Origin of the sequence: Chitinophaga sp. OAE865 (assembly GCF_040546735.1) — a bacterium.
GTDB classification, from domain to species: domain Bacteria; phylum Bacteroidota; class Bacteroidia; order Chitinophagales; family Chitinophagaceae; genus Chitinophaga; species Chitinophaga polysaccharea_A.
This window is the reverse complement of record NZ_JBEPOF010000001.1, coordinates 7022936-7045968: the sequence shown is the minus strand read 5'-3', so window position 1 is coordinate 7045968 and position 23033 is coordinate 7022936. Positions and strand designations below refer to the sequence as shown.

Below are 23033 nucleotides of genomic sequence, written 5' to 3'. Positions count from 1 at the left end.
AGATCACGCAGATAAGCGACGTGGCGCTTCGATGGCGGTTACGCTGTTTTCCATCATTTCCCTTATCCGTGAAGCCACGTTGTTCAGCATGGGTACTTCCTCTGTCGTTTTTGCCAGATGATAATCTTTTTCAAAAATCACTTTAAGCGCATCCCTTAAATAATAAATATCAGGCTGTTTTACCAGGCAGTCAGTAAAACCGGTTGCGTTAAGCTCAAACGCGGACAGTTGTTCCTTTGGCGCCGCAAAGTGCAGCACAGGTACAGTGGCCATTCCCTTTAGCTGGCGGAGCTGCCTGATAAATAAGGCCGCATGTGCTACAGGGATCGCAGAACTGATGAATATGTAGTCGGGAACGAAGCCGGTATTTCTTTTAAGCCAGGCAAATGCATCAGTAGTGTTGTCCTGGCAAACACAGGCGCGGTTCACTTTCAGCAGGTCAAGGGACAAGTAAAATTGAATACGCTGATCTGCTTTTTCTTCAATAAGAAGGCTGGTAATTTTGTTTCTCATACGACACAATATTGGGATCTGGTTATTTTTACTTCCGGGAAAAACAAATCAGGTGCCGGATGATGATATGATAGCATAATGGCTGTGGTAGCGGGTCAAAGTGGGGAAGCATTTTTTGAGAGTGGGGATATTATCACTCATCTGTGTAATAATGCCGCAGTACCAACCAGGCTGAAGGGCTTGCCAGGGCAAGCTGGCAGGCTCATGTGAAAGCGCTGCCTGTGAAGGCTTCATATGCATAGGAATTGGTTTTCTGGCATAAGAATTACTGTTGAATGGATATGCGATCCACGAACAAAAAAAATCCCAAAGCATTCCCTGGGGGCTTATCCAGGAAACAGCAGGGCATTCTGCAAAAGAATGGTTTCACCGGGGCGCCGGAAACACGTTTCCCAAAAACAGTAAAGCCGATGCTGGCAACACTGGTCGATAGTCCGCCTGCGCAGCAGGAATGGTTATATGAAGTGAAGTGGGATGGCTACCGTGCCGTTGCCTTATGCAATCATGACCAGGTAAACCTTATCTCCCGGAATAATAAATCTTTCAACGATAAATTTTACCCCGTTTATGAAGCATTGGTTCAACTGGATAAGAACGCAGTGATAGATGGGGAGATCTGTGTGCTGAATGAAAATGGCATTGCTCATTTCGGCGCACTTCAAAACTGGAGAAGCGAAGCAGACGGAGAGCTGGCGTATTATATCTTTGACCTGCTCTGGTATGAAGGCAGGGATCTTACCGGTTTACCGCTTACCGGGAGAAGGGCATTACTGGAAGCGCTTATCCCGCCAACAGGTATTATCCGTTACAGCGAATCGTTTGATGCGTCCCCTGCAAAACTCCTGGCAGCTACAAAGAAAATGGGAATGGAAGGAATTATGGCTAAGAAGGCTGACAGTCCTTATATACAGGACCGGAGCAGGGATTGGCTGAAAATAAAAACAAACAAAAGGCATGAAGTGGTGATCGGCGGCTTTACCAATAATGAAGGCTCTCCCAAGCCATTCAGCTCTCTGCTGGTAGGTGTGTATGAGAACGGGGCGCTCCGGTATACCGGTAAAATAGGTACCGGCTTTAATGCGCGGCAACAAAAAGAAATGATGGAATCCTTCCGGAAGCTGATCATAAAGAAATGTCCTTTTACAGAAACACCGGATGTAAACCAACCTTCGCGGTTCCGCCAAAACCCGCCGCTGGCCACTGCTACATGGCTGAAGCCTGAATTGGTTTGCGAGGTAAGCTATGCGGAGATCACCAGTGATGGAGTGATGCGGCATCCCAGTTTTGAAGGCATGCGCACCGACAAGCCGGCTAAAACCGTTACTGCCGAACAACCCGTTGAAACCGCGGATATATTGCCCGGGAAAAAGCAGGAGAAAATGGTGCGGTTAACAAAACCGGTTGGTAAGCACAGCAGGAAATCATTGCTGAATCCTTCAGAGGCCACCCAGGTAAAACAGGTAAATCATCACCAGTTAAAGTTCAGTAACCTCGGGAAAAAATTCTGGCCCGCAGAAGGATATACCAAACGGGATATGCTGAACTATTATTACCAGGTGGCGCCGTATATTATTCCTTACCTGCTGAACCGACCCCAATCACTGAACCGTTTTCCGAATGGTATAAACGGGAAAAGTTTTTACCAGAAAGATGTTACCGCTGTAGCGCCTGAATGGGTAAAACAGTTCCCCTACCGCACCAGTGAAGGAGAAGATAAAAATTACCTGGTAGTGGAAGATGAAGCCAGCCTGCTATGGATGGCTAACCTGGGCGCCATTGAAATGAACCCATGGAACAGCACCATACAACAGCCTGATAACCCCGACTGGTGCCTGATTGATCTTGACCCTGATAAAGGAAATACTTTTCAGCAGGTTATTCAAACCGCCCAGGTGGTTCGGCAGGTACTGGAAAACCTGGGTGTGAAAAGCTATCCCAAAACATCCGGGTCCACCGGTATACACATTTATATTCCTTTAGGCGCAAAGTATACTTACGACCAGTGCCAGCTTTTCGGAAAACTGATCGCTGCAACGGCGCATGAACAGCTGCCCGCATTTACCAGCATTGAACGGATGACCCGTAACAGGAAGGGACGGATCTATATAGATTACCTGCAAAACCGTCCTAAAGCAACGCTTGCCGCTCCTTATTCCCTTCGCCCCAAACCCGGCGCCACAGTATCTATGCCCCTGCACTGGGATGAAGTGCGCAAAGGTTTAAAGATGACCGATTTTACCATTAAGAATGCGTTGGAGCGGATCAGATCAGAAGGAGATCTTTTTAAGCCCGTATTGGGAAGGGGAGTGAACCTGGAGCGTCTGCTGAAAAAGTTTTCAGTAAGAGTATAAACCAAGGGAATGTTTATCTTTAAGATATAATTCCCCAGGCATGACTCCCGATGAATACAATAACGCACTATCCCCTGACCGTAAGGAAATACTCACCCGCCTGCGGCAAACGGTGCGCGAACATCTACCGCCCGGGGTTCCGTGAAGAAATGACCTATGGTATGCCGGGCTTCGTAGTACCACACTCACTGTACCCGCAGGGGTATCGTACAGATCCTGAATTGTGAAGAGATAGGCTGATCCGGTTAAATAGTAACTACATTTTTTTATTGACCATTTCTCGGAATTTATAGTTAAATTGATAAGAAAAAAAGATGGTCATCAACTCCTCAAAAATACTCCCATCTATTAATGACATCGCAAACACGCTGCAGCAAAGATTCTCCGGCAGATATGCGTACAACCTGTTTGATTTTGGTAATAAGCAAAGTCTCTTTGTGGAGAAATCATGGTTTGTAGCAATACAGGTAACAAGAGAAGAAAACAGGATGATTATAGAAAGAACTCCGAAACCATCGGTTATACTGGTCATCTGTTTTTTACTGGATCTTATTGTTACGGGCAGCGGCAACGTATTGGACAGGCTTTTTCCTTTTTATTCAGAACGTAAAAAGCTTGAACAGGAACTGGGTACATTTTTAGAGCAGGAATATCAATAATCTGAATTTCTTTCTCCTTTCTTCCCCATAAAAATTCAATCATTTTTTATTTCAATGGGCTATCACTTTGCTTTGCTGTGCAATTATCAGGAAGGTATAATGATAGCCTTTATTATTTTACGTTTTTTCCCGCCCGCCTTCTTTTTGTTTTGTTTTTCCGGAATTAGATATTATCTTAATGCTGTTCCGTTTTTCCACATAAACTTACCAGACGTTATGAAAACATGGTTGCTACTGCTTTTTTCCTTTGTCTTTTGCTCATTTTTGCAATCGAATGCACAATCACTTCCTGCTATAGGGATCTGTACTTCTTTTTCGAACGACAGTCTCGCTGCTGCCACAGGATTTACCTGCCTGGAAGAAACGGTGCGCAAGATATTGTCTCCCGCACTGAGCGAAGCCCAGTTCAGGGAACAGCTGCACGCCATCCGTGGCAGCAAATGCAAGATCCAGACCTGTAACGTATTTATCCCCGGAACAATGAAGATAGTAGGCAGCGAGGTAAATGAAGAAAGGGTGCTGGGCTATGTGGACTCTGTAATGCAGCGCGCAAAAATTGCAGGGATAAAGCTCATCGTGCTGGGTAGTGGTGAGGCGAGAAAAATACCGGAAGGGGCGGACCGCGAAAAATGCAAACAGCAGTTCATCGGTTTATGCCGTAAAATGGCAGCGGTGGCCGGTAAATACAATATCGTCATCGCCATGGAAAATCTTAATTCCACTGAAACTAATTTCGTGAACACACTGGCTGAAGGGAATGAGATCGTTACAAAGATCGGCCATCCCAACTTCAGGCTTACAGCAGATATTTATCATATGCTGAAAGAACAGGAATCACCTGCCAGCATTGAAAATGCAAAAGCGGTACTGGTGCATTGCCATATTGCCGAAAGAGATAAGCGCACCGCCCCCGGCGTTGCGGGAGACGATTTCCGTCCTTATTTTGCGGCACTGCATAAGATCGGGTATACCGGCCGCATTATGATGGAATGCCGCTGGGAAGATCCCGCTACGCAATATAAACCGGCCTTCGATTACCTGGAAGGACAACTGAAAGAAGCTTACGCCAAATAAACAACACACTATAAAAACGCTTTTATATGTCTGAATCAAAAAAAACAAGACGGGAATTCCTGCAACAGTCGTTACTGGCAGGAGCCGGTATCACCATCAGCGCGATGGGAATACCCGCCAGCAGCTATGCCCGTATTATGGGATCCAACGACCGTGTAAACGTTGGACTGGTAGGATTTTCCGATCGTGCGCGCCAGGCCCTGCTGCCATCTTTCTTTAACAACAACAAGGAACTGAACTTCGACCTGATTGCAGTGTCTGACATATGGAACCGCCGCAGAGATGAAGGAAAAGCTTTCCTGCAGCAGAAAACCGGGCATAACGTTCAGGCCTGTATGAATAATGATGAGCTGTATAATATCAAAGGACTGGATGCGGTGTTCATTGCCTCTGCCGATTTCCAGCATGCTTACCACACTATTGAGGCAGTAAAGAACAAGTGCGATGTATACAGCGAAAAGCCTTTCGCTGAAACAATGGAAGACGCCCGCAGCGCCCTCAAGGCCGTGAAGGATTCCGGCCGCATTATGCAGGTGGGTACACAACGCCGCAGCGGTCCCAGTTATCATGCGGCCGCCAACTTTATCCAGCAGGGAAAATTTGGCCCCATTACCATGGTGGAAATGACCTGGAACGTAAATCAGCCCGGCCGCTGGCGCCGTCCCGACCTGGTGAAATCCATTAAGGAATCTGATACCGACTGGAAGCGCTTCCTGGCAGGTCGCCCGCAAGACAGCTGGGACCCGCGCAAATATCTTGAATACCGCCTCTTCTGGCCTTATTCTTCCGGTATCTTCGGGCAGTGGATGACCCACCAGATAGACACGGTACATTGGTTCAGCGGTCTGAAACACCCGCGCAGCGCCGTGGCCAACGGAGGTATTTATATGTGGAAAGATGGCCGTAAGAACCCTGATACCCTTACCGCGGTATTCGACTATGGTCCGGAAAATGATCCGTCCAGCGGTTTCCAGGTAATGTACAGCAGCCGTTTCCATAACTCCGCCGGCGGTACCAAGGAGATCTATTATTCGAATGGTGGCACCATCGATATGTCTACCAACAAAATAAGCCCTACCGGCGGCCTTACAGAAAGGGAAGCCCAGGAAATGGGAATGCATGCCAACCTGCTGCCAAGCCAAACGCTCAGCAATGAAGAGGCTGCAGCAACCAGCGCAAACACCGGCGGTGATCCGCTCACCAATGCGCATGTACGCAACTGGATGACGTGTGTGCGTGAACGTAAGCAGCCCAATGCACCCATTGAAGCAGCTTACTCACACTCTATTGCGCTGATTATGGGTAACGCAGCTTACCGCACCGGTATGAAGGCTACCTTTGACGAAGCTACCCAGGAAGTAATGGTGGGAGGCAAGGTGTTCAAGATGTAATTCGGATTTTGTCTTGGAACACTGATTACGCTGATTTCGATGATTACGCAGATATTATTTTAAAATTTTTTGAATAATAATTAAGGGAGATAAGAGCAAATATACCCGCTCATATCTCCCTTAATATTTACAAGATTCTTAAAATAAAATCTGCGTAATCATCGAAATCATCGAAATCAGTGTTCCAAGACAAAATCCGCTAACTGCGGTCCACCAGTTTATCCATGGCCTCATTGTACCTGTCGCCGGTGTTGGGGTATTTCTGTAACAGCTCTTCCAGGTTTTGCAGATCCGTTGCCGTTAAATTGATATCCACTGCGCCGGCATTGTCCAGCAGGTATTTCCTTCTTTTGGTGCCTGGAATAGGGATCACGTTTTCCCCCTGTGCCAGTACCCACGCCAGGGCCAGTTGTGCAGGTGTACAGTTTTTACCCGCTGCCAGTGCTGCAAAGCCGGCGGCCAGCAGGCGGTTGTTCTCTGCATGCTCACCCTGGTAACGTGGCAGCGACCTGCGGAAATCGTTGTCCGCCAGGTTAGTGATGTCCAGGTCGTTGGTAACCAGGCCGCGGGCAAGCGGACTGAATGGCACGAAACTGATGCCCAGTTCTTTACATGCCGGCAGGATCTCTTTTTCCACATCCCTTGTAAGTAAAGAGTATTCGCTTTGCAATGCGCTGATAGGATGCACCGCATGCGCTTTACGCAGGCTGTTTACAGATGCTTCAGAGAGGCCCAGGTAGCGGACCTTACCTTCCTTCACCAGCTCAGCCATTGCGCCTACCATTTCTTCTACCGGCACATTCGGATCAATCCGGTGCGCATAATATAGATCGATCACATCCGTTTGCAATCTCTTCAAACTCGCCTCCACAGCCTTCCTCATATAGGCCGGCGAACCATCAAAATGTGTAATGCCGGAAGCAGGGGAAGAAGTGAATCCAAATTTGGTAGCAAGAAAGATCTTACTGCGGTTAGGTTTTAATACTTTGGAGATCAGCTCCTCGTTTTTTCCTGCAGCATACACATCTGCAGTATCCCAGAAATTGATCCCTATTTCCAGCGCTTTTTCAAGCGTGGCAATAGATTCCACATCATCCGGAGTGCCATACGCATGGCTCATCCCCATGCAGCCCAGTCCAATGGCTGACAATTTCACGTCCGTTGTTCCTAATGTTCTGTACTTCATATGATTTATTTTCGGGTTGGTGGTAATAATAACGGGGCAAAGATAGGCGGCGTAATACTTGCATACTTGTAATTATTACAGTATTAATTGTGCAAATCAAAGATGCCCTGTGCAGGAAGGTACCGAATATTCGTATTTTTAAGGTCCCATTATGAACCACGATAAACAATACCAGTTAATTACTCCGTCCGGTATTACCGATATCACCGACTGGTTTTGCGATGATATCCGCTTAACACACACGGTTTCCCGGTACACCAAGCAAGACCGCGTACATGCCGGTAATGATACGGATGTGGTACGCCTGCATTTTGGTATGAAAGGCGATTACGCTTTTTCATATAAGCAGCTGGGCCGCTCTTTTGACCTGGTCGGGGGGCATCACAACATCATGTACTCGAACGGCTTTGAAATTGAAATAATGCCTAAAGCCAAAGAGATTGAAACCTTCGGTATCCAGTTCTCCAAAACACAATTCCTGGAATTTACCCAAAACGGCAATGAGCACCTGCAACGGTTCTGTGAGGCAGTACTGAGCGGGAAAAGTGTGCTGCTGTCTGAAAACTGGGGGCCTATTGATGCCGGTATCCAGCAGGTGATAGGTCAGATCTTAAACTGCCGTTTTACCGGCCAGCTGAAGAAATTATTCCTGCTCTCGAAAAGTATCGAATTACTGGTGCTTTCAGCAGAAGCATATAACTATGCGGAGAAGAAAAACATCTTCATAAAAAATAAAACAGACAAGGAAAAGATCATTGCGGTAAGAGACCTGATCAATACCCGGCTCAGTAACCCTCCCGGTCTTAGTGAAATAGCACAGCTGGTAGGACTGAACGAATATAAGCTCAAACGCGGGTTTAAAGAAACCTTTAACTCTACAGTGTTTGATTATCTTACCGGGCAACGTTTGCAACTGGCTAACCAGTACCTGCAGGAAACACAGAAAACATCTGCTGAAATCGCCTATGAGCTGGGTTATTCCACGCCACAGCATTTTAATAATGCGTTTAAGAAGAAGTTTGGCGTTACTCCCAATTCCGTTAGAATTAATCCGTAAAATGCAATTCGCCGAAACAGTGGTTCCTTAATATTGTAACATCAAAAACAATGTATTATGGACAAGCAGTTAAAACTTTCGGAATCCATCAGCATCAATGCCCCTGTTTCAAAAGTATGGGCCGCCATCACTGATAAGTCACTGATAAAAGAATATTTTTTTGAAACAGATGTTATCAGCGACTGGAAAGCAGGCAGTCCTGTTACCTGGTCCGGTGAATGGGAAGGACAACGCTACGAAGAAAAAGGAGAGGTGCTGGCAGTGGAAAAAGACAAGCAGTTATCCTTTTCCTACCTGAGCTCCGGCAAAGAAGATAAGCCGGAGAATTATTCCATCATCGTTTATACCCTCAGCAGCAATGGTAACGGTACTACCGGCTTCACTGTGAGCCAGGAGAATTTTGCTGACCAGCAGGCCTGTGATCATTCCCGCAATAACTGGCGCCAGGTGCTGGCCGGCCTGAAGAAAGTTGCGGAAGAAGCGTAGTTATCGCCTTCGGCGATGCGGATTTTGTCTTGGAACACTGATTTCGCTGATTTTGATGATTTCGCTGATATTATTTTAGATTTTTGAATAATAATTAAGGGAGATAAGAACAAATATACTTGCTCATATCTCCCTTAATTATATCAGATTCTTAAATAAAATCAAATTAATCATCAAAATCAGCGGAATCAGTGTTCCAAGACAAAATCCGCGTTTATGATTTGGCAATAAGCGGGGAATTGATCAACTTCGTAACTATGAAAACATCCGCAAACGTAAGCCGTATATGGCTGTTATGCCTCCTGGCAATTTGCAGTATCACTGCCCAGGCACAACAATATACGCCTGTCGACCAGGGTTCAAAAGTACAGTTCACCATCATCAATCACCTGATATTTACATCTACCGTCAATGGTTATTTCAAAGGGTTGAGGGGAAGCATCCGTTTCGATCCGGCCAACCTGAAATCAACAGCAATAGACGCCACTGTAGACGTAAATACGATCAGTACAGGTATTGGTAAACGCGATCGCGATCTGCTGGAGGAGAAATATTTCAATGCGGCAAAATTTCCTGTGATGCGCATTGTTGCCACCAGTGTTACGGCTACAGATAAGCCATCTACCTACCAGCTCACTGCGGCGCTCACCATCAAAGGAATTACACGTACCATTGCCTTCCCGTTCACAGCGGTGGTATCTTCCGGAGCATTGCAGCTTGCCGGTAAGTTCACCATTAACAGGAAGGATTTCCAGGTAGGGCCGGATAATGCCATTGACGATAAGCTCACGGTAACCCTGAATGTACAGGCTAAAAAACAGTAACGGTGATACGCCGTGTGCCCGTGCACGGGTATCATCGTTACCGCCCATTTAAGCGACAGGCATCAACGCGTATGCCGGCGCGACCATCGTTACCGCCCTTACAAAGGCTGAGAGAAGTGGTGCGCAGAGATATGGTACCCCTGCCGGTGGTACAGCCGGTGTGCAGGATGCAGCCCGTGCCCTGAGTCCAGTTGTACAAAACGTAACCCTTCCTTTTGTGCCAGCGCCTTTATATGATCCAGCAACATGGCGGCATAGCCGCGTTTCTGGTAAGCAGGTAAACAGGCCAGGTCATCGATATAGATTGTTTTTCCTGAGTGCAGCTTGTTCATATGACGGAAGCCAGCGAATGCAGCCACTACGGACGGATCTTCTTCTGCCGTGATATACACGATCTCATATTTTTCAGACTGCATATCCTTGAGTTGCGATAACAGCTCCTCCCGTTTCAGGAAAGGGCGGAGAAACAGGATCACCTCACTGCAGGCCAGCAGGTCTGCATCACTGCCGGCGGTTTTTACAGTTACCATATAGCGGAGTTTTAATTGGATTATTGACCTGGGATACGGCGGGTGGATACGCCAATCCGGTTCCATGCGTTAATAATATTAACAGCCATGATCAGCTGTGCGGTACCGTTTAGTCCAAACGCTGCCACTGCTTTTTCATATGTTTCGTCGGTGAGGCCCTGCTGGCTGATCTGCGTAATTTCTTCGGTCATAGCCAGGATGATCCTTTCTTCCTCAGTGAACTGCGGCGATTCGCGCCATACGCTGAGCAGGAGCAGCCGCTGTGTGGTTTCTCCCTGTTTAAGGGCATCTTTACTATGCTTATCAACACAAAAAGCGCAGCCATTGATCTGGGAGGCACGTACCCTTATCATTTCCTGGTGGAGTGGTGCAATACCGGTGGTACTAAGATATTTTTCCATAGCCACCATAGCGGCATAGGCGCCTGGTTCCGTTTCGTTCATTAAAAATCTCGTCTTCATAGCCGTTGTTTATTAAAAATGACCCCACAAAATTATCAGCAACTGGAGTATCTTAGTAGTCCACTTTGTAATCATTAAGTAGTCCAGATGCTGCCCTTTAAAACACTGATACAAACAGACAAAACGCTGAAGCTCCCGGTGTACCAGCAAATCGCTAACCGCCTTATAGGCCTGATCCAGGAAGGCCTGCTGAAGCCGGGCTCATTCCTTCCCGGCAGCCGGCTACTGGCCACACAACTGGAGCTGCACCGCAAAACGGTGATTGCGGCATATGATGAACTGGTAAGCCAGGACTGGCTGGTGTCGGTTCCCAGAAAGGGGGTAATGGTGGCGGATAATTTACCGGTGATCCGTCCCAGGACTTACCAGGGTGGTATATCTCCTTACGGGGAAACAGTGGGCTTTCCATTTTATCATGCACTCAACATGCAGGTACCTGTAACTAAACCTGCCGGCACTGCGCTCATTATTAATGACGGTTTTCCTGATGCCCGCCTGGCTCCCCTTGCAGATTGGGTAAAGGAATGCCGGTCGGTGATAGAAAGCCCGCGTTATCACAAGCTGCTGATGTATGGCGGCAGCGCGGGCCTGGATGCCTTACGTAAGCAAATGCTGGAGTATCTTTCAGGTACACGCGGACTAAATATCAGTCTCCCGCACATTATGATCACCCGTGGCGCACAAATGGCTATTTACCTGGCGGCGGCATTGCTGATTAAAAAGGATGATCTGGTAATTGTCGGGAATCCGAATTATATTTTTGCAGACCTTTGCTTTGAACAGCTTGGCGCACAGCTGTTGCGCGTACCGGTAGATGAGGAAGGGATTGATGTGGACATGATTGAACAGCTATGCAGCAAACGGAAAATAAAGATGCTGTACCTGGTTACGCATCATCACCATCCAACTACGGTTACCTTGAGCGCTGCACGCAGGATGAAGCTGCTGGCAGTGATCCGGAAGTATAAGCTACCGGTAATAGAAGATGATTATGATTATGATTTTCACTACAGTTCGGCCCCTATTTTGCCGCTGGCCAGTGCAGATCATGGAGGCAATGTTATTTATATCGGGTCCTTTACAAAATCGCTGGGCTTATCTATCCGTATTGGTTTTATGATAGCCCCGGCCAGCTTTATCCAGGCAGCCGCCAACCTGCGCCGGTTGATGGACCTGCGCGGTGATAACCTCTCTGAACAGGCTTTGGCCAACCTGCTCCTGGATGGGACTATAGAAAGACATCTCAAGAAATCAAATAAAATTTATAAAGAAAGACGCGACCTGCTTTGTCATTTACTAAGCACCAGGCTTGGCAACGCCGTGCAATTTACGGTGCCTTCCGGCGGAATGGCTATCTGGTTGCGCTTCTCAAAAAAATACCCGCTGAAAAAAATTGCAGCCAAAGCCGCCGCGCTGGGACTACAAATGAGCAGCGGCGATCAATACAGCTATGGCACTGCCCCACAGAACGCGCTGCGCTTTGGCTTTGCTTCTCTCAACAACAAAGAAATCACCGCTGCGGTATCAATCCTGGAGAAGGTGCTGAAATAGGATTTTGTCCTGGAACACTGATTAGGCTGATTTAAATGATTGCTTTGATGTTTTTTTGAATTTGATAACCGGGGAAGATAAGTAGGAAAAATAGGATCTAAAAAATAAAATCAGGCTAATCATTAAAATCAGCGTAATCAGTGTTCCAGGACAAAATCCGCATCGCCGAAGGCGACTACTGGTCAAAGAACTGCCTGGTGCGGTTAAGCCGCAGATCCCGCAGCAGCCCCGCTTTGGCGCTGATGGTGAAACTGAACTGCCGGTAGGTACCAAACGGGATGAGGTTGATGGACAGGTTGAAATCGTGCAGGTCCCGCGAGATGTACATGTTGGTGTAAGCGATCTGCATATTGGTGAAATCAAAACCGCTGTTCAAACCTATCTTCCATTTGGGTGTAAGACTGAAATCGCCATTAAAGCTCACATATTGGGTAATGCGCTTTACCACACCGCCGGAATCGGGGATGATGGTATTGGTATACGATAGGCTATAGGAAAGATCTAAGCGCCATGGAATGTCAAAATCCACGTATTCGCCGGGATTGTTGCGTACCTGTGCCAGTTGCCGTTGTTGTGCAGCAAAGGCGGCGTCGCCGGTTTGCATGTTTTGTAAGGAATCTATTTTCTGTTCTTTGGCCACGCTCTTTTTGTCTTTCGACTGGAAGGAGGTGCTCATGGAAATACTGGCGTTGGTGAGGCGGCCCAGGCTGATCTTGCCCTGTTGCCACACGTATTTGTTGAGGCGGCGGCCGCGGGCATCCACCTGGTATGGATCAATGTTTCCGCTGGCAGAGATATTCAGTTTGTCGAACAGGTTGGTACGGGCGTATAGGCTGAAAGTAGATAGTTTAAAAGAGTCGGCCACCAGGTTGTAGCTACCATTGATCCCGAAACCATCCAGCAGCTTTATTTTCTTTTCATGGTTTCCCGTGGTGTCTTTCCTCGAAAACACTTTCATCTCCAGGTTATTATCCAACCCAAAGTTCAAACCACCAAACGCCCCCGGAGACGGTACCCCGATGATGGCACCATCAAAGTCGGATACCATTTGCTTGTCGCCCGCAGCATTATACTGCAGCTCATGGTAATATTTGCTGGACAGGTCCGGACGATAACTGGCGCTCAGCGTGGGTCGCATCACATGTCGGATCTTTCTTATCTTGGAGGTCTTTTTGAATGTGTACATACCGTATATAGCGGTCGATAACGACATGCTGGCACTGATATCACGTGCACTGTAAAAACCCGGAATATAAGTAGTGTCAATGGCGCCTGATGTGTCAAGCCCCGGGTTCCACTTGTTGGGGTCCCATTTACGCACAAATTTCTTGGTGTACCAATACTCTGTATAGTTAATACCCGGCGATAAGGTAAAGGTTTTAAACACCGGGATGGAGAACGAGATCGGGATATTATGCTGCATGCCTGTTTGCATGGCATCGAACATGGCCTGCTTGCCAAACAGGGAATCCTTGAAATTAGCCTGGTTACGCAGGATGGTATTATAGGAAACACCTATTTTCTCATACCATTTTGGCGCGCCTACCATTTCCTTTGGCTGGAAAGGGTAAATGGTGTTCACCGTGAAGGTAGCGTCCGGAAAGGAGATAGACACATCGCGGGTACTGAGGTTCTGGGAATGGTTCAAACCCATGGTAAGATTATAGGGTTTGCCCTGCCAGGTTTTGGAAAAGGTGATAGACGACCCGATGTTATTATTTACACGGGTATTGTAGTCGTACACATTGTATTTGTTATAGGAAGATGTTCCGAAATTCACTGCCGCACCAAAGTTCACACCGGGGCGGGCTTTACTGTCCATGCTATGGTTCCAGGTAACACGGAAATCCTTGGAAGTAGCGAACTCCGATTTAACCGCAGGGTCGCCAAAGCGGGTATTGGCAAAGCTCAGGTTAAGCCCACCGTTATATTTATAGCGTTTCCGGTAGGTAGGGCTGGCAGTAAGGCTCCAGCTTCCGTAGGAATACACATCCCCCCGCATGGTGAGATCAAAATGATCGCCTAACCCGATATAGTAACCGCCGTTTTCCAGGCCAATACCTTTCTGCTGGTTCACCACATATTGTGGAGGCAGGATACCCGAACGTTGCCCCTGGGTGATGGGGAATATGGCAAATGGTATATACAGCGGTGTGGGAATGCCTTCAATTTCCAGGTTAGCCGGTCCGGAGATCACCAGCTTATCCGGGATCACTTTTATCCTGCGGGCGCGGAACTGGAAGTGTGGCGTATCGAGGTCGCAGGTAGTAAAAGTATTTTTAAACCCGAAGATGGTGTTATTAGCCAGTCGTTTGGATTGCTGGCTGGTGATATATCCTTCTCCATAAACCGACCGGGTATTATAGATTTTTGCTTTTCGGGAGGTGATATTAAACAGCATGGTGTCTGATTCAAAGCTTTGGCCATTGTCGGTCATTACCGGGCGGCCAATGGTTTTGCCGGCAGTATCGGTTACTTTGGTGGCTTGCACCATGCCATTTTCCTGGTCGAAGCTGATACGCTCCGCGGTGATATTTGTTTCTTTGTATTTGGTATCGCCGCTACCGTACAGAAGTATACGTTTTTTGGGGATCTGCATAACAATGGAATCTTTGGCCTTGTAATGGATGGGAGCATCGATGCTGTCGGGCGAAGCAACGGGCAATGTATCGGCGGGGAGGCTATCCAATGCCTCCATTGTAGTAACGGATGCCGTATGCGGTATGCCTGCGGCAATAAAAATGAGGGCAATCAGTAATACTGAAAGTAGCTGGCAAAGTATTTTCATGTAAGCAATTGGATGGCATCCGTTGAGCGAAAATAGTACCGGAATGGTTATGTTTGCTTCGTGTAACCAGTTACAAAAAGGATACTGACCTGGAACATTTAAGTGAAAAAGAATGTAAATCCGCCGGGATGGCTGTGAAAGATACTTTGGAAACCATCAGCGGAAATGGAAGCTCCCCATACTTTTAACATTTTATAAAGGAGGCAGGCGTCGTTTCCGGGAGTTGAGCCGGTGATCAGTGCCATGAAGGAGTGGGGAGAACAGCACCGTGTGGAAATACCCGGGAAGAAAAGTATAGAATAAAAGGGAGGGGATCAGCATCCCCTCCCTTTTGTATTAATAGAATAGTCCCATTAATAAGCTCTTTTTAGCATCCGGTGTAGGTTTGGATGCCATGAAAGCAGACATTTGTTCGCTGCTTAGCACTGTGGCGAGCTTTGTTTTAAAACTATTGAACAATGCGGGTTGTCGCTGCTGGTAAATACCGGGATCTTTTTTATTTTCCAGCGCCAATGCCCTTTTGGCGTCCAGATAGTCCAGTATCATTTTATTGACCTGTGGTTTTTGTGTGCTGGTCACCGGAATATTTTTCAGGTATATTAAGCTATAGTCGGTGTTAGCCCTTGTCTGACTATAACCTTGTTTTACCATGGTAACGGGCGAGACGCTGCTTTGCTGGGCGTATACGTACTGGCCTCCCAAAATTGCGAGAACTGCTATAAGGAAAATCTTTTTCATCTGACAATGATTTTAAAATAAGATTATTGATGGTTCCATGTGATCCAACCCAGTGCATCTGCGGCGGTTACCATATCCATGGTAGTTCCATCAGCTTTACGGACAATGTAAAAACCAGCAGAGTTAGCCAAATAAGGTGGCGCTACTTTACCGGTATTAAAAATGGTATTGGTGGCGATCAGACCGGGAGGATTTACAATGGGATCACCGCCATCGAGCATTTCGAAAGTGAGACGTCCTCCGCTTTGTAAATACGGATAGGCCACTCCACCTGCAAACAGGTAAGGATACCCGTTGGTAGCGCCTACGAAAAAGGGCGACAATACATCATAAAATTCGCCTCCTCCTGCGTCTACCAGGCCAGGGTAATAAACAAAGCGGTAATAGGTACGACCGGGGAAAGTGAGTTGCCTGATGTTATATGCATCATCCACTCCTTTTACATGGAAGCCGGGAATAGTGAGCCAGGGATTTTCCGTGCCTTCATTATAGAAGGCCACTGCAATGCCTGGTTCCGGCGACAATGGCGCAATAGCTGGCACAATGGTGCTGGCCGTAGTGCCGTTAATATTGGTGCTGATAGTACCGGCGCCGGCATTCCACACCAGGTTATCGAGGCTTTTAACGGCCAGGGAACCAACGGTAACGGGTTTATCAAAAATGATACTGGTGGCCGTGTACTGGCAGCCAACATTGGTGATTACCTGGCTGCCGGCTGTTTTAATATCGAAAGATCTGCCGCCTACACCGGGGGTGATTTCAAACACAGTACCGCCGGCATTTACCCGTTTGAAGTACTGCAGTATCTTGTTAAAAGTGCTGTAAGAGCCAAACCCGTTGGTGTTAAACATTGTTTGTTCTGCCTGGGTAGCCTTCACCATAATGGCTTCTGCATGGTTCAGGTTTCCTTTCAGGCGGATGGTATCTCCCAGTTCTGCCGCCGGCACATTATCCGCGAAGGCGAACTCAAAATCGGTTCCCCAGCCAAAGCCTGATCCGAACGGGCCGTTGGACACACCGGGATCCGGGTCGCAGGGAAGATGAACATAACTGTAGGTATCAAAGATCAGCGTAGGGCGCTGCGTAGCCTTGATGCGGTAACTGGTGTTATTAAAAACAGTGGCCGCACCAATGTTGAAATCCGACAGCATAGATACCTGGCTGTTTTTATCGAATTTCATATAATAGGAAAAAACCGATTTAGGTCCGTTACGGGTAACGCCTCCATTGGTAGAGGTGCCATTGGTATATTCCGTAACGATCCAGCCAAAGGGAGCGTCCGTAAGTTTTTGCTGATAGGTTGCCAGGGCCTGTGCTATTCTCACATCCGTTGGTATCCCGTCAATATTAAGGTCTGATTTCCTGTCGCATCCGGAAAGGATTATTGCTATGCTGAGGAAATAGTATATCCATATCTTTTTCATAAATAATAATTCAGGGTGATCAACAATTATTGATAATAGGCGGCCAGCGCTCTGCGGCATCTACGTTGCAGCGCGTAGAAATCAATAGACCACGACCTTGCGAAATAATCCACTACCGCTGCTTCTTTAGCTTTGATAGCTTCATATCCCGGTGTACCCGGTCCATCGGTCTGGTCGGCCAGGATCTTTTCGTAATCATCATATCCATCGTTGCCGTTATCAGCTCCTATCAGCAGGGAGGCCACCATTTCCACGAAATCTTCATTCGGATCCGATTCCGCATAAGCGGTAATGAATCCATCCATGCGCGCTTCCTGGTCGGAGATATTGTACCAGTTACCGGTATACCTTGGTGTGATCTGTTTGAATGAAGGAGGCACCATTATATTCTGGTTCAGGATGTGGCCAAACTCATGGTGCATGGTATGTCCCATCCGCTTCAGGATATTGGAGTCCTTTGCCTGGGTGGTGAAATTATTCAGTTCAAAGAGCACCATGGAAGTACCTCCTTCCGCCTGCCCCAGGATGATGGTACCATTACTTTCAAATTGTGCAGACCCTGCTACCTTAAAAGTTTTCGGCAGGTATCTTCTTAAAAAAACTGTACTGCCGGTTTGCTCGTTATAAGGCCGGAAAGTAACGGCCAGCAATGCTTTCAACGCCGGGATGATCTTCTCCGCCTTGGGCGGAACAATTTCATAAGGAAAATCCAGTTGCCCGGGCAGCCATTTGTAGTATACGGCGATGTTGTAAGGCACCGTAAGACTATCGTGTATAAAAATATCCTCCGGTGTGGTGGCGGTTGAATCGCCGCCCAGGCCAACCGGTGGCGTGGTAAGGTTTACCTTTTCTTTTTTGCAGGCGCTTCCCATGAACAGTAACAGGAAGATGCCGGAGATGATATGTAGCTTCATGAATGTCATTTTTAAAGGGTTTATCTCGGGTTCAGTGCCATTCCGTCGTTCACTGCTTCCGCCGGCAACTGTAATAGTCTTCTTTTATCGCCCGGAGCCAGGGTAGTGCTGAAGCCGGGAGATCCGGTGTGTACTACCGGGATATCCAAACGGAGAATATCAAACCAGCGGAGACCTTCCTGCATGTAAGTAACCCTCTTCATATAAAGCGCCGTTTCAATCATGGATTCATCCTGCGGCAGGCCGTAAAAGTTCATCATTTTTGAAATGGTAACGTTGTGCCTGGAAGGGTTGTAATTGGAAATGTTTTTACTTACCCAGGTATTCATGTCGGTAATGGCTGCGCTGTAATTCTTTAAGCGGATATTGGCTTCCACCCTGTTCAGGAGCACTTCATCCATACTCAGAAGCGACATTACAGTGACATCGCCTTTGAATTTAGGGAAGTTAAAATACTGAGGCCCCGAACCGTAAATAGACATGGCCAGGCTGCCGCCCGTTACATTATTCGAAAGGAAGTATTCCTGGTTGATCTGCGTGCCTATACCATAACGGTAGCTGTAATAGTTATCGGGGTATTTGGTGCCCGGCGCCTCCTGCAGCAGGATATTGGCGGGATTGGAAGCGTGGTTATAGTAGATCACCATATTGTCGTAAGACATACCATAGAACGCATCCTGGTCGCGGATCAGGTTAGCCGGACTGGCGCTGCCAAAAACAGCGGTGCTATGTTCCACTACTTTTGCATAATCCCGTTTGAATAAGTAGAACCTTGCAGCAAAAGCATGTGCAGCCTGCCGGGTGAAATGGTATTTGGGCGCGCTGGCATACAGTTCGTCTTTCAGCAGGGGCAGGCCCGTAGTAAGGTCACTTTCAATTTTCTGGTATACGGCGGCTACGGTTCCCCTGTCGTATTTGTTAAATACAGAAGTACTGATTGTGGTCATATAAGGTACGCCCGGATCGCTGGCAGCGGTAGTGGGGTTATATGCCTTTGCAAACAGGGTAACCAGCATAAAATGTGCATATGCCCTGCATACAAGGGCTTCACCTTTTTGCGCGGAGTAGTTGGCTGAGTCGGGGCCACTGCAATAAGACAATGCCTGGTTAGCCACTGCAATAGCGGCGTAGCAGGAGTCCCAGTAAGCGATGGGACCATCAGCGGAAATATCATCGGCATCCTGGTACTTGAAAGTTTGGGTGTTGATCAGGAATGTTTGCGGATCAATACCTACACCGGTGTTGCCTTTGTCTTCCACGTTATCGCTCATCGCTTCGCAGAACAGCATATAACTGGCATGCGGGTACGCAGTGGTGAGCAGCTGGGTTACCTGTGCAGGCGTGGTGATCACCGTCCTGTTGTCCGGCAGTGTTTCCAGGTATTTCTTACAGCCCGGTGCCGCCAGGATGGCGGTAAACAAGCCTATATAAGTGAGTAGTTTTTTCATAATCAATACTTTTTGGATTAAAGGCTTACCCTCAGGGAAACGGTTATCTGTTTATTGACAGGCAATGCTACCCCGCCGGTGTTATAAAACTCCGGGTCCTGCCCGTGCAGGCGCTCATCTGCGTAGATGAGCCATAAGTTATTTCCCGTAGCCGTAAGCGATCCGCCTTTTAACCCGATACGACCCAGCAATGGCGCGGGGATCTGGTAGCTGAGGGTCACTGATTTCAATCTTACAAAACCACCATCTGCTACGCGGTCACTGGAAAAGTTATAGTTGTTGTAAGGATAGGCGGTGTTCGACAAAAGGTCCGTTTGTGTGTAGATGTCGGCCACGGAAGGAATATTTGTTTTCTTATCATCTCCCGGTAAACTCCATCTTCCCTTAAATTCATTGGGCAGGGAATTGAAATCGGTATAATTGGTGGTATATACCGGTGTAAGCCTGATCTTGTTTCCTGCCTGGTAAGTGATCAGTGCGCTGAGGGAGAAGTCCTTATAACGGAAAGTATTGCTCCATCCGCCGGTGACGGTAGGATTCGCAGGGCCTTCATATTTCAGGTACTTTACATTATGACTTTGCAGGTATACGCCCGGCGATACGGTGCCGGTATCATTAATGAAACGCGCTACGCCTGTATTAGGGTCCAGTCCTGCGTTCTGCAGGGAGAACAGTCCACGTACAGGATAACCTTCCAGTGCGCCGCCGCCTTCACCCACGAGGTCGAAGATCACCGGGTTGTTTTTGGCATTGGTGATAAGGGTATTGTTATAACTGAAGATGAAGGTACTGGTGAGACCCACATTTTTCTGCGCGATGATTTTGCCGGTAAGCGCTACATCAATACCATGCGATTTCATATCGGCATAGTTGGCAAACTGGTTAACCTGTCCGCCCACGCCGGAAGTTTTGATCAGGCCGATCAGGTCAAAACTTTTCCTGCGGTAGTAATCGAAGGTGAACCCGAGTCTTTCATCCAGGAAACCAACATCGGCGCCAAGATCCAGTTCATATTTTTTCTCCCAGGTAAGATCAGAATTTTCCAGTGCCTGTATCAGGATGGCTGTTTGCTGATCGGTGAGATAGGGCCTGGCGGTTACAAACGACCGGAGTATGGCGGTGGTATTGGTAGCAGCGCCGGTGCTGGCGTTCAGCCCGTAGCTGGCTTTCAGCATCAGGTGACTGATGGCGCGGGAATTTTTCAGGAAATCTTCCTGGTCAACGTTCCAGTTACCTGCCACCGTCCATGTGGGCAGCCAGCGGGCATTGGGAGAGCTGCCCAGCCTGTTGGAACCGTCTTCGCGCACCGTAGCCTGGAGCGTATATTTATTTTTATACGTATAGGCGGCATTGGCATAAAATGCGATGAAGCGGTCGTATTCATTGCTTACGCCATAATAGGTTTTATTGCCTTCCGTCATTTTTTTGATGAAGAGATAATCCACGAAAGGTGTTCCGCCGCTGTTGTACTGGTAGCCTACACCCACGTTGTTGGAAGTTTGGCGGTCGGCATATTTTACTTCCTGTCCGGCCAGTATGTTCAGCTGGTGCATATCATCGTTGAACGACTGGTTATAGGTGAACTGGTTACGGAACGTATAGTTTTTCAGTTCCACATCATTTCTCCGGTAAAACCCTCCGTAAGGTAATACTACTACTGCCGGGTCGTTAGGGAAGTCGGGGTTTTTATAAAGGAACTTATTCCGCTGGTTAATGATGCTGTTGCCATTGGCGCGGTAAGCATTGGCTTCATTGGAGTTTTCGTTTGATTTATGTTCCGCGCTGGTCCTGGCATAACGGATAGCGCCGGTGAAATCATAACTGAAGTGGTTATTGAATTTATAGTTCAGGTTACCCTGCAACCTGAAATCGATCACGTTAAGGTCCGTGAAATTATTCCTGGTTTCATCGATGATGTTAAACGGTGCGAAATTCCGTGTAAAGTATTCCAGCTGGCCGTTTTCATCGTATGCCCTCAACGCCCTGCTGGTGCTCAGTGCATAGGAGAAGGGGTTGATGTCGAAGTCCCTGGAATAGGTGCCCTGTACCACGTCTGATACGCGGTCTTCCGTGCCTGGCGCCCGTTGCTGGCGTACGTTACCATTGATCTGCAACCCGTAACTCAGTTTATTGTTAGGGGTATAGTTGGCCCGCATGTTCACGGTATACCGTTTCACATTATCAGCAATGGTCCATCCTGCATCGTTGAAGAAGCTGGTGGAGAGATAAAGCTGTGATTTTTCGCTGCCGGTAGACAGGCTGAGAGAATGTTCCTGTGTAAGTGAATTACGGAACAGGATATCGAACCAGTCGGTGTTGGCGTTGGCATATTGCATCAGCCACTTTTGCCGGCCTTCGGGGGTATTGAGCACTGCAAACTTATCGCTGCCGTCGGGATACTGAAGGAGGCGGCCCAATTTACCATAAATACCCGAGGTCGGTTCGTTGATCTGTTCTGCATATTCCAGCAGTGTTTTACGTTCCAGTTCAGCGTACACCGACATCTGGTCGGCCGAGTTCATGATATCGTAATTTTCGTAGGAAGGCTTCAGTTGTACGCCGAAGTTGCCGGTGTAGGAAATAAGCGCCCTGCCTGCTTTACCTTTTTTGGTGGTGATAACAATAACGCCGTTCATGGCCCGGGCGCCGTAAAGGGCAGTGGCGGCGGCATCTTTCAGGATATCGAAGGTTTCAATATCATTGGAGTTCAGCCCTGCTACTGCGGAGCCCAGCAGAGTATTGATATTGCCGCTGGAAAGCTGTTCGTTGGATACATTCACGATATCTTCCAGCACCACACCGTCTACTACCCACAGTGGTTTGTTTTCACCGGAGATAGAAGTAGCGCCGCGGATACGCACTTTAGGTGCAGAGCCGAATGTACCGGAAACGTTTTGTACGCTTACACCGGCAGCACGGCCTTCCAGCATACGGCTTACATCCTGCACGCCGTCTATTTTTACGTTATCTGCTTTAAGGGTAACGGCTGCGCCGGCAAATTTTTTACGGTCAATGTTCTGGAAGCCGGTTACTACCACACTGCCGAGCTCTGTTACATCTTCCTCAAGGGCAATCACCAGGTTGGCGGTAGCCCTTACTTCCCTGGATTTGTAGCCCACGGCAGATATTACCAGTGTGGCGCCATCCGGTACATCGAGGTCAAATGCGCCTGCCGCATTGGTAATCGCGCCCCTGGTAGAGCCTTTTATTTTTACCGAGGCGCCGGGCAGGGGTTCGCCTTTGGCATTGCGGACGATGCCATGTACAGGGCCTGCTGGTTTTGAGGTTTGCCGCAATGCATCAGGCGGAAGTTTTTCCAGGGAATCCCTGGCGCTTGCCTGCAATGAAAGCGCGAGCAGGAAAAGGGAGAGTAGCTTCATAGTTAACAGCGATTTATTTGAATATAATCCGGGCAATGTAGGGGAGTAGGGAAAAGCACCCAGCTTTCTACATCTTTTGGTTGAATACATAAAGAGGTAATAAGGATTAATCTTATTCTGGTTGATATCACTATCGCTTCCCGGCAGTATTAAAAATGGCTCCGAACAAAAAAAACAAACTTACCGGGATCTTATCTACATCAGTACATTTATCATAGTGTATGAAGCTAATTTAACTAAAATTATAATACCATCTGA

General features: G+C 47.7%; 19 protein-coding genes. 9 read left to right on the top strand and 10 right to left on the bottom strand.

What is annotated here, in order from left to right; all coding sequences use genetic code 11:
* Positions 1-3 precede the first annotated feature (3 nt).
* Entirely contained in the window at positions 4-513 is a 510-nt protein-coding gene (locus ABIE50_RS28100; RefSeq protein WP_209861692.1) for a hypothetical protein, read from the bottom strand.
* Positions 514-794: 281 nt separating this feature from the next.
* Between ABIE50_RS28100 and ligD the strand changes: the two genes are divergently transcribed.
* The 5 genes from ligD to ABIE50_RS28075 all read left to right on the top strand — a co-directional run bounded on the left by ligD (position 795) and on the right by ABIE50_RS28075 (position 5988).
* Entirely contained in the window at positions 795-2864 is a 2070-nt protein-coding gene (ligD, locus tag ABIE50_RS28095; RefSeq protein WP_354028206.1) for a DNA ligase D, read from the top strand.
* Positions 2865-2914: 50 nt separating this feature from the next.
* Positions 2915-3091 carry a hypothetical protein gene (locus ABIE50_RS28090; RefSeq protein ID WP_209861689.1) on the top strand — a complete coding sequence of 59 codons (177 nt, stop codon included), beginning with the start codon at positions 2915-2917 and terminating at the stop codon, positions 3089-3091.
* A gap of 87 nt (positions 3092-3178) precedes the next feature.
* Positions 3179-3523: a hypothetical protein gene (locus tag ABIE50_RS28085; RefSeq protein WP_209861686.1), complete on the top strand. Its 345-nt coding sequence runs from the start codon at positions 3179-3181 to the stop codon at positions 3521-3523.
* Positions 3524-3739: 216 nt separating this feature from the next.
* Positions 3740-4597, top strand: a complete 858-nt coding sequence (locus ABIE50_RS28080; RefSeq protein WP_209861683.1) for a sugar phosphate isomerase/epimerase family protein — start codon at positions 3740-3742, stop codon at positions 4595-4597.
* Positions 4598-4623: 26 nt separating this feature from the next.
* Complete coding sequence (locus ABIE50_RS28075) at positions 4624-5988, top strand: Gfo/Idh/MocA family protein (protein ID WP_142686526.1); 1365 nt, start codon at positions 4624-4626, stop codon at positions 5986-5988.
* A 199-nt stretch (positions 5989-6187) separates the two neighbouring features.
* Here the strand turns inward: ABIE50_RS28075 and ABIE50_RS28070 are convergent, their stop codons facing one another.
* Entirely contained in the window at positions 6188-7174 is a 987-nt protein-coding gene (locus tag ABIE50_RS28070; RefSeq protein ID WP_209861680.1) for an aldo/keto reductase, read from the bottom strand.
* A 151-nt stretch (positions 7175-7325) separates the two neighbouring features.
* On the opposite strand from ABIE50_RS28070, the gene ABIE50_RS28065 reads away from it, so the two are divergent.
* From ABIE50_RS28065 to ABIE50_RS28055, 3 genes are all read left to right on the top strand, one after another.
* Positions 7326-8231: a helix-turn-helix domain-containing protein gene (locus tag ABIE50_RS28065; protein ID WP_209861677.1), complete on the top strand. Its 906-nt coding sequence runs from the start codon at positions 7326-7328 to the stop codon at positions 8229-8231.
* A 57-nt stretch (positions 8232-8288) separates the two neighbouring features.
* Positions 8289-8717, top strand: coding sequence for an SRPBCC family protein (locus ABIE50_RS28060; protein ID WP_209861674.1), 429 nt, complete (start codon positions 8289-8291; stop codon positions 8715-8717).
* 257 nt (positions 8718-8974) lie between these two features.
* Positions 8975-9541 (top strand): YceI family protein, encoded by a 567-nt coding sequence (locus ABIE50_RS28055; protein ID WP_209861672.1) that lies wholly within the window; start codon positions 8975-8977, stop codon positions 9539-9541.
* Positions 9542-9639: 98 nt separating this feature from the next.
* On the opposite strand, the gene ABIE50_RS28050 is transcribed toward ABIE50_RS28055, so the two are convergent.
* On the bottom strand, positions 9640-10071 hold the full coding sequence (locus tag ABIE50_RS28050) for a GNAT family N-acetyltransferase (protein WP_209861670.1): 432 nt from the start codon (positions 10069-10071) through the stop codon (positions 9640-9642).
* 20 nt (positions 10072-10091) lie between these two features.
* Positions 10092-10532 carry a carboxymuconolactone decarboxylase family protein gene (locus tag ABIE50_RS28045; RefSeq protein ID WP_209861668.1) on the bottom strand — a complete coding sequence of 147 codons (441 nt, stop codon included), beginning with the start codon at positions 10530-10532 and terminating at the stop codon, positions 10092-10094.
* Between the two features lie 87 nt (positions 10533-10619).
* Between ABIE50_RS28045 and pdxR the strand changes: the two genes are divergently transcribed.
* Positions 10620-12083, top strand: coding sequence for a MocR-like pyridoxine biosynthesis transcription factor PdxR (gene pdxR, locus ABIE50_RS28040; protein WP_209861666.1), 1464 nt, complete (start codon positions 10620-10622; stop codon positions 12081-12083).
* Between the two features lie 175 nt (positions 12084-12258).
* Here pdxR and ABIE50_RS28035 read toward each other — a convergent pair whose 3' ends face one another.
* The 6 genes from ABIE50_RS28035 to ABIE50_RS28010 form a co-directional block, all read right to left on the bottom strand.
* The gene (locus ABIE50_RS28035) at positions 12259-14871 is read right to left on the bottom strand and encodes a putative LPS assembly protein LptD (protein WP_209861664.1); all 2613 of its coding nucleotides are present in this window, start codon (positions 14869-14871) and stop codon (positions 12259-12261) included.
* A 336-nt stretch (positions 14872-15207) separates the two neighbouring features.
* Entirely contained in the window at positions 15208-15609 is a 402-nt protein-coding gene (locus ABIE50_RS28030; protein ID WP_209861662.1) for a hypothetical protein, read from the bottom strand.
* A gap of 23 nt (positions 15610-15632) precedes the next feature.
* Entirely contained in the window at positions 15633-17033 is a 1401-nt protein-coding gene (locus ABIE50_RS28025) for a DUF4302 domain-containing protein (RefSeq protein ID WP_209861660.1), read from the bottom strand.
* Between the two features lie 26 nt (positions 17034-17059).
* Entirely contained in the window at positions 17060-17947 is an 888-nt protein-coding gene (locus ABIE50_RS28020; RefSeq protein WP_209861658.1) for a substrate import-associated zinc metallohydrolase lipoprotein, read from the bottom strand.
* A gap of 20 nt (positions 17948-17967) precedes the next feature.
* Positions 17968-19395: a RagB/SusD family nutrient uptake outer membrane protein gene (locus tag ABIE50_RS28015; RefSeq protein ID WP_209861656.1), complete on the bottom strand. Its 1428-nt coding sequence runs from the start codon at positions 19393-19395 to the stop codon at positions 17968-17970.
* 17 nt (positions 19396-19412) lie between these two features.
* Positions 19413-22775 carry a SusC/RagA family TonB-linked outer membrane protein gene (locus tag ABIE50_RS28010; protein WP_354028205.1) on the bottom strand — a complete coding sequence of 1121 codons (3363 nt, stop codon included), beginning with the start codon at positions 22773-22775 and terminating at the stop codon, positions 19413-19415.
* Between the last annotated feature and the right edge of the window lie 258 nt (positions 22776-23033).